8 protein-coding genes are annotated in these 12266 nt (G+C 66.0%); 5 read left to right on the top strand and 3 right to left on the bottom strand.

Features of this window, described 5'->3' with window-relative positions:
* Positions 1-84 precede the first annotated feature (84 nt).
* The 3 genes from uvrB to ARTSIC4J27_RS11645 all read left to right on the top strand — a co-directional run bounded on the left by uvrB (position 85) and on the right by ARTSIC4J27_RS11645 (position 4878).
* A complete protein-coding gene (uvrB, locus tag ARTSIC4J27_RS11655) occupies positions 85-2181 on the top strand; it encodes an excinuclease ABC subunit UvrB (protein ID WP_050055361.1) in 2097 nt (698 codons plus the stop codon).
* A gap of 202 nt (positions 2182-2383) precedes the next feature.
* Complete coding sequence (locus ARTSIC4J27_RS11650) at positions 2384-3412, top strand: TerC family protein (RefSeq protein WP_050055360.1); 1029 nt, start codon at positions 2384-2386, stop codon at positions 3410-3412.
* Between the two features lie 107 nt (positions 3413-3519).
* The gene (locus ARTSIC4J27_RS11645; RefSeq protein ID WP_050055359.1) at positions 3520-4878 is read left to right on the top strand and encodes an MFS transporter; all 1359 of its coding nucleotides are present in this window, start codon (positions 3520-3522) and stop codon (positions 4876-4878) included.
* Between the two features lie 25 nt (positions 4879-4903).
* On the opposite strand, the gene ARTSIC4J27_RS11640 is transcribed toward ARTSIC4J27_RS11645, so the two are convergent.
* The 3 genes from ARTSIC4J27_RS11640 to ARTSIC4J27_RS11630 all read right to left on the bottom strand — a co-directional run bounded on the left by ARTSIC4J27_RS11640 (position 4904) and on the right by ARTSIC4J27_RS11630 (position 9400).
* Entirely contained in the window at positions 4904-6265 is a 1362-nt protein-coding gene (locus ARTSIC4J27_RS11640; protein WP_050055358.1) for an alpha/beta fold hydrolase, read from the bottom strand.
* Between the two features lie 5 nt (positions 6266-6270).
* Positions 6271-6771, bottom strand: a complete 501-nt coding sequence (locus ARTSIC4J27_RS11635) for a GNAT family N-acetyltransferase (RefSeq protein WP_050055357.1) — start codon at positions 6769-6771, stop codon at positions 6271-6273.
* Between the two features lie 82 nt (positions 6772-6853).
* On the bottom strand, positions 6854-9400 hold the full coding sequence (locus tag ARTSIC4J27_RS11630; protein WP_050055356.1) for a DEAD/DEAH box helicase: 2547 nt from the start codon (positions 9398-9400) through the stop codon (positions 6854-6856).
* A 94-nt stretch (positions 9401-9494) separates the two neighbouring features.
* Here ARTSIC4J27_RS11630 and ARTSIC4J27_RS11625 point away from each other — a divergent pair, with 94 nt between their 5' ends.
* The gene (locus tag ARTSIC4J27_RS11625) at positions 9495-10271 is read left to right on the top strand and encodes a trans-aconitate 2-methyltransferase (RefSeq protein ID WP_050055355.1); all 777 of its coding nucleotides are present in this window, start codon (positions 9495-9497) and stop codon (positions 10269-10271) included.
* A gap of 168 nt (positions 10272-10439) precedes the next feature.
* Positions 10440-12254: an ABC transporter ATP-binding protein gene (locus ARTSIC4J27_RS11620; protein WP_050055592.1), complete on the top strand. Its 1815-nt coding sequence runs from the start codon at positions 10440-10442 to the stop codon at positions 12252-12254.
* The last annotated feature ends 12 nt before the right edge of the window (positions 12255-12266 follow it).

The raw sequence follows: 12266 nt of genomic DNA, 5'->3' as shown, positions 1-12266 counted from the left end.
AATCGTTGCCTTGGACCTGCCCTGCTTGTTCGCCCGTAACGGACTGGCCCGTACAGTGTCGGTGCCCGGTTGTAGATTAGATCCATGAGCCTTGCGCAGGAGATCAACCGTGTTGTAGCACCCTTCGAGGTGATCAGCGAGTTCAAGCCGGCGGGCGACCAGCCCGCCGCGATTGCGGAGCTGACGGAGCGCATTAATAACGGTGAAAAAGACGTGGTCCTGCTGGGTGCCACCGGTACCGGCAAGAGCGCCACCACGGCCTGGCTCATCGAGCAGGTGCAGCGGCCCACCCTGGTGATGGTGCAGAACAAAACCCTCGCCGCGCAGCTGGCCAACGAGTTCCGGGAGCTGCTGCCCAACAACGCAGTGGAGTACTTCGTCTCCTACTACGACTACTACCAGCCCGAAGCCTACGTGCCGCAGACGGACACCTTCATCGAGAAGGACTCCTCCATCAATGAGGAAGTGGAACGGCTGCGCCACTCCGCCACCAACGCCCTGCTTACCCGGCGGGACGTCATTGTGGTGGCCACAGTGTCCTGCATCTACGGTTTGGGCACGCCGGAAGAGTACATCGCCGGAATGGTCACACTGCGCAGAGGCCAGGAAATGAACCGGGATGCGCTGCTGCGCAAGTTCGTTTCCATGCAGTACTCCCGCAACGACATGGACTTCCACCGCGGGACCTTCCGGGTACGCGGCGATACCGTCGAGATCATCCCCATGTACGAGGAACTGGCCCTGCGGATCGAGTTCTTCGGCGACGAAGTGGAGAACATCTATACCCTGCACCCCGTCACGGGCGAAGTGATCCGGGAAGAGACCGAGATGTACGTCTTCCCGGCCTCGCACTACGTGGCCGGACCCGAGCGGATGACCCGCGCCATCAAGTCCATCGAGGACGAACTGGCCAGCCGGCTGGCAGTGCTGGAGGGGCAGAACAAGCTGGTGGAGGCGCAGCGCCTGCGGATGCGCACCACCTACGACCTCGAAATGATGCAGCAGATGGGCTTCTGCAACGGCATCGAGAACTACTCACGGCACATCGACGGCCGCGCCGGCGGAACCGCCCCGCACTGCCTCATTGACTACTTCCCGGACGACTTCCTGCTGGTGGTGGACGAATCCCACGTCACCATCCCGCAGATAGGGGCCATGTATGAAGGGGACATGTCCCGCAAGCGCACCCTGGTGGACCACGGCTTCCGGCTGCCGTCCGCCATGGACAACCGGCCGCTGAAGTGGGACGAGTTCCTGGAACGCATCGGGCAGACCGTCTACCTTTCCGCCACCCCTGGCAAGTACGAGCTGGGCAAGGCCGACGGTTACGTCCAGCAGATCATCCGCCCCACCGGTTTGATCGATCCCGAGGTCATCGTCAAACCCACCAAGGGCCAGATCGACGACCTCCTCGGCGAGATCCGGACCAGGGTGGAGAAGGACGAGCGGGTCCTGGTCACCACGCTGACCAAGCGCATGGCCGAGGACCTCACGGACTACCTCCTTGGACACGGCATCAAGGTGGAATACCTGCACTCCGACGTCGATACCCTGCGGCGCGTGGAGCTGCTGCGTGAACTGCGCATGGGCAGCTTTGACGTGCTGGTGGGCATCAACCTGCTCCGTGAAGGCCTTGACCTGCCGGAAGTCTCGCTCGTCAGCATCCTGGACGCGGACAAGGAAGGCTTCCTCCGGTCCTCGACGTCGCTGATCCAGACCATCGGCCGTGCGGCGCGCAACGTGTCCGGCCAGGTCCACATGTACGCGGACCGGATCACCGATTCCATGGCGAACGCCATCGACGAAACCAACCGGCGCCGCGCCATCCAGGTGGCCTACAACAAAGAGAACGGTGTGGACCCGCAGCCGCTGCGGAAGAAGATCGCCGACATCACCGACCAGCTGGCCCGGGAAGACGCGGACACGCAGGAGCTGCTCAACAACAACCGGCTGGCCAAGGGAGGCAAGCGCAAGGCCGCAGCCAAAGGCGCGGCACAGGTGCGTTCGGACGGACTGGCCGCCGCTCCGGCCGAGGATCTGGTGGGCCTCATTGAGCAGCTGACCGAGCAGATGCACGGGGCAGCCGCCGAGCTACAGTTCGAGGTTGCCGCGCGGATCAGGGACGAGGTCAGCGAGCTGAAGAAGGAACTGCGCCAGATGCAGGCCGCCGGACACGCCTGACGCAGACACGCACGCGGGCGCGGCCGGCAGCCGCCTGGGGTACAGTTAACGTCACGTAGGGGAGTATCCCAAGCGCTACGATCGTCAACACGCAGGGCATAGTTGCCCCGCCGGGCGTAGCGGGCCGCCGCATCAGCACCAAGTGCACAGGCAGGCCGGAGAGACTTACAACGCATCTCTGTACCCTGCGAAAGGCTACCCTGTGCTCGATTTGCCCGTCTGGTTCGAGGTCGGCTCCTTTGTCGTCCTCGGCCTCATCCTCCTGATTGACCTTCTCCTGGTGGTCCGCCGCCCCCACGAACCCTCCATGAAGGAAGCCGGCCTGTGGGTGGCGTTCTACGTCACCCTGGCCCTGGCGTTCGCTGGTGCCATGTTCGCGTTTACCGGACCGGAATACGGCGGCCAGTTCGTCGCCGGCTGGGTGACCGAATACAGCCTCAGCATCGACAACCTGTTTGTCTTCATCATCATCATGGCCAGGTTCTCGGTGCCCCGGAAGTACCAGCAGGAAGTGCTGATGGTGGGCATCATCATCGCCCTGATCCTGCGCGGCATCTTCATCCTGCTCGGCGCCATCGTGATCGAGCAGTTCAGCTGGGTGTTCTACATCTTCGGCGCGTTCCTGCTCTGGACCGCCTGGAAGCAGGCCCAGGATGAGGGCGAAGACGAAGAGGACCGGGAAAACCCGCTCATCGCGAAGATCCGCACGATCATCCCGATGTCGGAGAAGTACGACGGCGGTAAGCTCCGCACCGTGGTGAACGGCAAGAAGGTCTTCACCCCGATGGTCATCGTGTTCATCACCATCGGCATGACCGACCTGTTGTTCGCCGTCGATTCCATTCCCGCCATCTTCGGACTCACCCAGAGCCCGTTCATTGTGTTCACGGCCAACCTCTTCGCCCTGATGGGCCTGCGCCAGCTGTACTTCCTGCTGGGTGGCCTGATGAACCGCCTGATCTACCTGAAGCACGCACTGTCCTTCATCCTGGCGTTCATCGGCGTCAAGCTGGTCCTGCACGCCATGCACGTCAACGAACTGCCGTTCATCAACGGCGGCCAGCACATCGAATGGGCTCCGGAGATCCCCACCTTCGTGTCCCTGGCAGTCATCGTGGGCACCATCCTGATCGCAGTGGTGGCCAGCCTCCTCAGCTCCAAGGCCAAGGAAGCACATCTCGATCCGCGGCTTGAGGAAGACGTGCGGAAGAGCCACAGCGACGTCGACTAGAACTTCGGCGCAACTGCTCAGACAAGTAATCCTGGCCGCACCCGCGGCCGGGATTACTTGCTTAAAAAGCACTGCAGGACGGATGCGCCGGGGTCTATGCTCGGATCATGGCGGGCACTTTGATGACGGAAAGCAGAGTGCGCCAGGTGCAGCGGCGCACCGTGGTGCTGTTGAGTGCAGCCCAGGTGTTTGGCGGCATCGGGACCGGCGCCACAGTGTCCATCGGCTCCATCCTCGCCGTCGAACTCTCCGGCTCCAACGCGTGGGCGGGCGCGGTGGCCACGGTGATGACCCTGGGCGCGGCGCTGGCTGCCCTGCCGCTGGCCGCCCTGGCTGACCGGCGGGGCCGCCGCATTGGCCAGGTGGCGGGACTGTCGGCCGCCATGGCCGGCGCCCTGCTGATGGTCCTTTCCGTGGTCACGGGCCTCTTCGTCCTGCTCATCCTGGGCGCAGCGGGCGTCGGGATAGGCACCGCCGCGAGCCTGCAGGCGCGCTTTGCCGCCGCCGACCTCGCGGACGCCGAACACCGCGGCCGGGCACTGTCCGCCGTTGTGTGGGCCGTAACAGTCGGAGCCGTCACCGGGCCCAATCTGATCCAGCCAGGGGCCGTGGTGGGCCAGGCCCTCGGCCTGCCTCCTGTGGCGGGTCCCTTTGTCATCTCCGCCGTGGGACTGCTCCTCGCCGTCGTCCTGCTGTTCTTTGGCCTGCGGCCGGACCCACTGCTGCTGGCGCGCGATCTCGCTGCCGCGACGGCAGGAAACCAGGATGCCAGCCAGCCCGTAGGCCGCCCCGTTAATCAGCCGGCAGCCCTGCAGGCCCGGGCACCCGGCTCGCTGGTCCGGGGGATTCGGGCCATCCGCGCATCGCGGGCAGCCCTGCTGGCGGTGGCCGCCCTGGTGGGAGCGCACGGGGTGATGGTGGGCGTGATGTCCATGACTCCGCTCCACCTGCAGGAGCTGGTGGCCGGGCCGGGCCACGCCGGCCATGCGCCCACCGGGGACGTCCTGGTGGTCATCGGCTTCACCATTTCCCTGCACATTGCCGGGATGTTCGCGCTGTCACCGGTGATGGGCTGGCTGACGGACAAGGCCGGCAGGACTGAGACCATCATGATCGGCTTCGCGACGATCATCACGGCTGTCGCCGTTGCCGGATTCGGCCAAGCCTCCACCACCGCGGTGGCCATTGGGCTGGTGCTGCTCGGTGTCGGCTGGTCCGCGTCCACCATCTCGGGCTCCACCCTCCTTGCCGAGAGCGTGGGCCAGGAATCCCGCGTGGTGGTTCAGGGTGTGTCGGACATGCTGATGGGCGTCGCCGGTGCGGTGGGCGGTGCCGCATCAGGCCTCGTCCTCAGCCAGACCGGCTACCTGGGGCTGAACCTGGCGGGTGCGGTGGTGGGAGCTGCAGTCCTGGCCGCCGCCGTCGTGGCGCGGGTGGCGCGGCGGCGGGATTCTTTGACGCCCTGAAGACGTGCACCGGCCCGGCCGCAGGTCAGTTCCGGACTCCGCGCACCATGCCGAGCAGGCGGTTGAAGATCCCCTCGCCGTCGTCGGCAATCCCGTCATGATGGAAGTCCGGTGTTTCCCAGACCTGCAGCCCGCGGACCGCTGCGGCCGTTTCGAGGGAAAGGTCGCGCTCCACGTAAATGTCGTCCGAGTAGACGGCGGCCGCTACAGGGACCGTGTTGGCGGCAAGCCGGCCGGCATCGTACAGCGGCTTCCAGTCCGGCTTGGCTGCCAGAAGCCCGGCGACTTCGCGCAGCGGCCGCAGGGCCGGGTCCTGGTCGAAGTACCACGGGTACACCATTTCACCGGTAAGCAGCAGCGGGTCCGCGTCCGGCCGGAACTCCGGAAACTCGCGAAGTACCCGCCACGCGGACCAGTCCGTGGCCTCTCCCTGTCCGTAAATGGACTCGTGCATCAGGGCATAGAGCGGGTTGGAGCGGCGCGAGACGATGCCCTGCACCTGTTCCAGGAACGAGTCCGTCAGCCGGGGGCCGCCGGCAGCCTCCGTGAACGCATCCTCCAGCAGGTAGTGGAGGCTGTCCACCCTCGTATTGCCGCCCAGGAAGGCACCCACCATCTGGAAACGCTCCACGGTGAGGGCGCCGCCGTCGGGCAGGAGCTCCTGGGCGCTACGCAAGTGGTCCGCAATCCTGTCCACCGTGGCCCGGTCCTCCGGGTACCAGGTGAAGTATTCGGCGTTGCGTGCCGCTACCCGCTTGAACGTTGCCCGGTACACGTTGTCCGCCGGGCCGGCAAGCGGTGCCAGTCCGCCGGTGATCAACGCCTCACGCAGCCCCTCGGGGGCGAAGGAGAGGTAGGTGAGGGCGCAAAAACCGCCATAGCTCTGCCCGTAGATGCTCCAGGGCGGCGACCCCAGGGCGGCGCGGATCAGCTCGGCGTCGGCCACGATTGAGTCCGCCCGGAAATGCTCCAGGTACGCTGCCTGCTCCGCCGCCGACCCGCGCAGGGGCAGCGTGTTCCGGTCCAGGGGAGTGGACAACCCGGTGCCGCGCTGGTCCAGCATCAGGATGCGGAAGTCCTTGCCGGCGGCCTTGCTCCAGCCGCCCAGGGAACCGAACCTGTTGCCGCGGCCGCCCGGGCCGCCCTGCAGGAACAGCAGCCACGGGAGCCTTGCTGCTTCCTCGGCGCTGTGGGCCGCCGAGACGTACTCCCGGGCGAAGACGGTTATTGTTTCGGAGCTGCCGGAAGCGTCGAAATGGTCCAGGGGCACGGTGAAGTAGTGCTCCACGGTCCGCAGGCCGCGGAACTCGTGCCGGGCCCTGACCTCGTGACGGACGGCCGCAGTTCCGGAGGTGAGGCGGCCGGCGGCCACGCGTGTTTCAGTCATGTGCGTCAGATATTGGCGGCGGCGGGGACGGCGCTGCCGAACTGCTCCAGCGCCTCGCCGGTGAGCCGGAACGTGGACCAGCCATCCATGGGCCGGGCGCCGAGCCGCCGGTAGAAGTTGATGGACGGCTCGTTCCAGTCCAGGACGCTCCATTCCACCCTCGCGTAGCCATTGTCGACGGCGATGCCGGCCAGGTGCTGCAGCAGGGCCTTGCCGTGCCCCTCACCGCGGGCTTCCGGGCTGACGTAAAGGTCCTCCAGGTAAATCCCGTGCACGCCCTCCCAGGTGGAGTAGTTCAGGAACCACAGGGCGAAGCCGCGGACCTCCCCGTCAGTGTTCTCCGCCATGGCAGCGAAGACCCGCGGGTTGTCGCCAAACAGAACCTGTTCGAGCATTTCCGGGGTGTTCCGGACGGCGTCCGGTTCCTTCTCGTAGTGCGCCAGTTCGTGGATCATGCGGAGGATCGTGGGGACGTCGTGCGGGGTTGCAGGGCGGATTACACTCATTGTTCGAGCTTACCGCCGCCACCCGTGCCGGTGCAGTCAGCAGATGCAGCCAGCCGGCAGCACGGCGTGCCGTGGCCAGCGGTCAGAGCCGGTTGACGTCCGTTACCCGTATGACAGCTGTTCCGGTGTCGTTCGACGCGTCCAGGTCCACTTCCGCGGAAATGCCCCAGTCGTGGTTCCGGGCGGGGTCGTCAAAGATCTGCCGGACCTTCCACACGCCGGGTTCCTCATTAATGATGAGCAGCCCGGGACCGCGGGCATCGGGGCCCGTGCCAATGTCGTTGTGTTCGTCGAAGTATTCGTCCAGCGCGTCCTCCCAGCGGCCGGCGTCCCAGCCGGCGGCACCGTCCAAGTCACCCAGGGCTTCCGCGTCCTCGTCTGCGAACAGCTCCACCCGGCGGAACATCTCGTTACGCACCATCACCCGGAAAGCGCGGATATTGGACGTGAGCGACGGCGGGGGAGGCGGCGGCGCGTCGCGCGGGGTGGGAGCCGCGCCCGAGGTCAGTTCCTCCCACTCATCCAGCAGGCTCGAGTCAACCTGACGGACCAGTTCGCCCAGCCAGGCATTGAGATCTTCGAGGTCATCACGCAGCATGTCCTGCGGCACCGTCTGCCGCAGCGCTTTGAAGGCATCGGCGAGGTAGCGCAGCACGATGCCTTCCGAGCGGGCCAGTCCGTAGAACTGGACGAACTCGCCAAAGTTCATGGCGCGTTCGTACATGTCCCGCACCACCGACTTGGGAGCCAGTTCAAAGTCGCCCACCCACGGGGCAGCCTTGCGGTACACCTCGAACGCTTCGCCCAGGATCTCAGCCAGCGGCTGCGGATACGTCACCTCATCGAGCATGGCCATCCGCTGGTCGTATTCGATGCCGTCGGCCTTCATGGCCGCGATGGCCTCGCCGCGCGCCTTCTTCTGTTGCGCGGACAGGATCTGGCGCGGCTTTTCGAGCGTCGCCTCGATCACGGACACCACGTCCAGGGCGTACGACGGCGATTCCGGGTCGAGGAGCTCCAGCGCCGCGAGCGCAAAGGGGGACAGCGGCTGGTTGAGGGCGAAGTTCGGTTGCAGATGGACAGTGAGGCGGACGGTACGGCCATCCGGCCCCTGCTGCCCAGCGGGAATCCGCTCCACCACTTCGGCGGCCAGCAGCTCGCGGTAGATTCCCAGCGCCTTCTTCATCAGCTGCAGCTGGGAGGACCGGGTTTCGTGGTTTTCCGTCAGCAGCCGGCGGGCGGCCGCGAACGGGTCGCCGGGCCGTTCCATCAGGTTCATCAGCATGGCGTGGGTCACCGTGAAGCTGGAAGTCAACGGGTCCGGCACCGATTCGACCAGCCGCTTGAAGGTGGGCTCGCCCCAGGAGACGAAGCCTTCCGGCGGCTTCTTTTTCACCACCTGCCGCAGCTTCCGCTGGTCGTCGCCGAACTTGGCGGTGGCCTTGGCCATCGCCTTCACGTTCTCGATGACGTGTTCGGGAGCCTGCACCACCACCGTGCCCGCGGTGTCGTAGCCGGCCCGCCCGGCGCGGCCGGCGATCTGGTGGAACTCACGCGGGTTCAGCAGCCGGGTGCGGACGCCGTCGTACTTGCTCAGGGCGGTCAGGACCACGGTGCGGATGGGCACGTTGATGCCCACCCCCAACGTGTCCGTGCCGCAGATGACTTTCAGCAGCCCTGCCTGGGCCAGCTGTTCCACCAGCCGGCGGTACTTCGGCAGCATGCCGGCGTGGTGCACCCCGATGCCGTGACGGACAAGCCGGTTGAGGGTCTTGCCGAAGCCGGCGGCGAAGCGGAAGTTGGCGATCAGTTCCGCGATCTTGTCCTTCTCCTCGCGGGTGCAGACGTTGATGCTCATCAGTGTCTGGGCGCGGTCGATCGCTTCGATCTGGCTGAAGTGCACCACGTAGACCGGCACCTGCCGGGTGGACAGCAGCTCCTCGAGCGTCTCGTGGACGGGAGTCTCGTGGTAGTAGTAATGCAGCGGGATAGGCCGCTCAGCGGAGCTCACTGTTGTGGTGGGACGCCCGGTCAGGTCCGTCAGGCCCTTCTCGAACCTGCTGACGTCACCCAGCGTGGCGGACATCAGGAGGAACTGCGCCTGGGGGAGCTCCAGCAGGGGTACCTGCCAGGCCCAGCCGCGCTGGGGGTCCGAGTAGAAGTGGAACTCGTCCATGACCACGGATCCCAGATCGGCGGCTGCCCCTTCGCGGAGCGCGGTGTTGGCCAGGATTTCGGCCGTGCAGCAGATGATCGGCGCGTCCTGGTTGACCCCCGAATCGCCCGTAATCATCCCCACGTTTTCGGCCCCGAAGATCTCGCACAGCGCAAAGAACTTTTCCGAGACGAGCGCCTTGATGGGGGCGGTGTAGTAGCTGCGCCGGCCCTGGGCCATGGCCTGGAAGTGCGCGGCGATGGCTACCAGCGACTTCCCGGATCCCGTCGGGGTGGCAAGGATCACGTTGGCGCCGGTGGCCAGCTCCATGATCGCCTCGTCCTGCGCGGGGTACAGGTCCAGGCCCCGGCTCGCCGTCCAGTCGAGGAACCGGGAGTACAGGGCATCAGGATCGGCGGCGGACGCGGGCAGATCCCGGGCGGAGGCATCGGGCAGTTGATCAACAAGTCTCATTGTTTTCCAGCTTAGTGCCCGGACGTGCCCGGAAAACCGCCCGGGCGCGGGTTAGGCTTCCCGGTACCTGCGGCACCAGAAAGTGGAGAAGCGTATGAAATGGGATCCGGCAAAGTACGTTCAGTTCGGTGATTACCGGGACCGCCCATTCTTTGACCTCACCGGCAGGATCCACGCCGACCGGCCGGTGCAGGCAGTGGACCTGGGGTGCGGTCCGGGGAACCTCACCGCCACCCTGGCCGAGCGCTGGCCGGGGGCCGACGTCGTGGGCCTTGATTCCTCGGCCGAGATGCTCGCCAAGGCCGCGGCGGTCGCGGCCCGAACACCCTCCCTGCGCTTTGAACTGACGGATATTGCTGACTGGGAGCCTTCCGCGGAGGCGGAGGTAGTGGTGAGCAACGCTGCCCTGCAGTGGGTGCCCGGCCACCAGGACATGATGCGGAACTGGCTCGCCGCGCTTCGCCCCGGCTCGTGGTTTGGCATGCAGGTCCCCGGAAACTTCAATGCCCCGTCCCATACGCTGATGCGCGAACTGGCCGGTTCGTCCCGCTGGGAGCCGAAGCTGCGCGGAGTGCTGCGGGGCGGCGAGTCCGTCGGTGAACCCGGGGAGTACCTGCGGATCCTGCTCGACGCCGGGTTCACCGCCGATGCGTGGGAGACCACTTACCAGCAGGTGCTGCCCGGCACGGATCCTGTCCTGGAGTGGGTGCGGGGCACCGCACTTCGCCCGGTCCTGGCAGTGTTGTCACCGGAAGATGGCGCAGAATTCGAGGCCGAATATGCCGCAGCGCTGCGGGAAGCCTATCCACCCACTCCGCACGGCACAGTATTCCCTTTCCGCAGGATCTTCGCGGTAGGGCGCAAGGGATGACCGGCAGAAGTCCATTCGCTTGAAATTCTCTACACGCCGGTCACGCCGCATGACAGCAGAAGAAAGTGATCTGCCTTACAATTGCCGGGTTGGCCGATTGGGGGACGGCTGCCAGCCGCCCTGGCCGGTGTGCCCAACCGCTGTGGAGGTACGGTGCTGATCGCTTTGATGAGGCGGCTGCTGCAGGGTCATAAAACCCGGATTGCCGCCATCGTCCTGCTGCAACTGGTGCAGGCCGCGGCCAACCTGCTGTTGCCCACCGTCAATGCGGCTATCGTCGACCACGGCATCGTGGCCGGCAACACGGCAGTCATTTCCCGCCTGGGCGTAGTGATGGCCGTGATCGCCGTCCTGCAGGCCGCGGCCGCCATAGCAGCCGGATATCTTGCTGCTGTGGTGGCCATGAAGATGGGCCGGCAGCTCCGCGATGAGATTTTCGCCAGGATCCAGTCGCTGTCTTCGCAGGACGTCGCCGTCTTCGGAACCCAAAGCCTCACCACCCGGGCCACCAACGATACCCAGCAGATCCAGGCCTTCGCCGTGTTGGTGTTCACCATGCTGGTGGCCGGTCCGGCCATGGGCGTGGGCGGGGTGGTCCTGGCCGTACAGCAGGACGTGGCGTTGTCGTCGGTGGTGATCTTTATTGTGCCCCTGCTCCTGCTGATCATGTACCTCATTGTCCGGCGGCTGATTCCGCTCTACCGCGAAGGCCAGGAACTGCTGGACCGGGCCGGCGGCATCCTCAGGGAACAGATCATGGGTGCCAGCGTGATCCGTTCCTTTGTCCGCCAAAACCACGAGGTCCGCCGGTTTGCCCGGGTCAACGGGAGCCTCACCGCCAACAACCTCGCATCGGCACTGCTGGTTGCCGGCATGCTCCCGCTGGTCATGCTCGTGGTCAACATCTCCTCGGTGGCCGTGGTGTGGTTCGGAGGGCACCGGATCCAAACCGGCCAGATGAACATCGGCGCCCTGACGGCCTTCATCGCCTACATCCTGCAAATCCTGCTCGCCATCATGATGTCCATGTACGTCCTGATGACGGCGCCCCGCGCATCAGTGAGCGCCGAGCGGATCAGCGCCGTCCTGGATACCGAGCCATCGGTACGCCAGCCGGAGAACCCGGAGGCCCTTTCCCTCCAGCCACTGCAGCCGCTTCCCGTGGCCGACGATCCGCTGCAGCCGGTTCTTCTGCAGCACGCCGGCGCAGGCGACGGCCAGCGGCTGCCGCAGCCCCTGCCGGCCACGCTGGAGTTCAGCCACGTAGGCTTCTCCTACCCGGGGGCCGAGGCGCCCGTCCTGAGCGACATCAGCTTCACCGCCTGCCCGGGTACCATCACCGCCATCGTGGGTTCAACCGGCAGCGGAAAATCGACCCTCCTCAACCTCATTCCGCGATTCCTTGATTCGACGGCGGGGCGCATCAGCCTGGGCGGGGTGGACATCCAGAGGGTGTCGTTGGACAGCCTGCGGGAATCCATGGCGATAGTCCCGCAGCGGTCCCACCTCTTCACGGGCACCATCGCCAGCAACCTGCGGATGGCGAAACCTGAAGCGACGGACGCCGAACTCTGGGAAGTCCTGGAAACTGCCCAGACCATGCGCTTTATGCGGGACCTGCCGCTGGGGCTGGCCACGCCGCTGGGCCAGGGCGGCATGAACCTGTCGGGCGGCCAGCGCCAGCGGCTGTGCATTGCCCGCGCACTGCTGCGCCGGGCTCCGCTGTACCTCTTTGACGACAGCTTTTCCGCCCTCGACTACGACACCGATACCCGGCTGCGGCAGGCCCTTGAGGCAGAGCTGGCAGCGGCCACGATGGTGGTGGTGGCGGAGCGGATTTCCGCGGTCGAAGGCGCGGGACTGATCCTTGTGCTCGACGGCGGGCGCCTGGTCGCGCAGGGAACGCACCAGGAGTTACTGGAAATGTCCGCCACGTACCGGGAAATAGCGGAGTCGCAGCTGGCCCTGGACGGCCGCCGGTGACCGCCGGAGCCG

The organism is Pseudarthrobacter siccitolerans, assembly GCF_001046895.1.
GTDB lineage: Bacteria > Actinomycetota > Actinomycetes > Actinomycetales > Micrococcaceae > Arthrobacter > Arthrobacter siccitolerans.
This window is presented reverse-complemented; position numbering and strand designations above follow the sequence as displayed.

Excerpts from the sequence above, each read along its gene's own strand:
- ARTSIC4J27_RS11620 (WP_050055592.1), top strand. The coding sequence starts at position 10,440 with ATGAGGCGGCTGCTGCAGGGTCATAAAACCCGGATTGCCGCCATCGTC.
- ARTSIC4J27_RS11645 (WP_050055359.1), top strand. The coding sequence starts at position 3,520 with ATGGCGGGCACTTTGATGACGGAAAGCAGAGTGCGCCAGGTGCAGCGG.
- ARTSIC4J27_RS11625 (WP_050055355.1), top strand. The coding sequence starts at position 9,495 with ATGAAATGGGATCCGGCAAAGTACGTTCAGTTCGGTGATTACCGGGAC.
- ARTSIC4J27_RS11630 (WP_050055356.1), bottom strand. The coding sequence starts at position 9,400 with ATGAGACTTGTTGATCAACTGCCCGATGCCTCCGCCCGGGATCTGCCC.
- uvrB (WP_050055361.1), top strand. The coding sequence starts at position 85 with ATGAGCCTTGCGCAGGAGATCAACCGTGTTGTAGCACCCTTCGAGGTG.
- ARTSIC4J27_RS11640 (WP_050055358.1), bottom strand. The coding sequence starts at position 6,265 with ATGACTGAAACACGCGTGGCCGCCGGCCGCCTCACCTCCGGAACTGCG.
- ARTSIC4J27_RS11635 (WP_050055357.1), bottom strand. The coding sequence starts at position 6,771 with ATGAGTGTAATCCGCCCTGCAACCCCGCACGACGTCCCCACGATCCTC.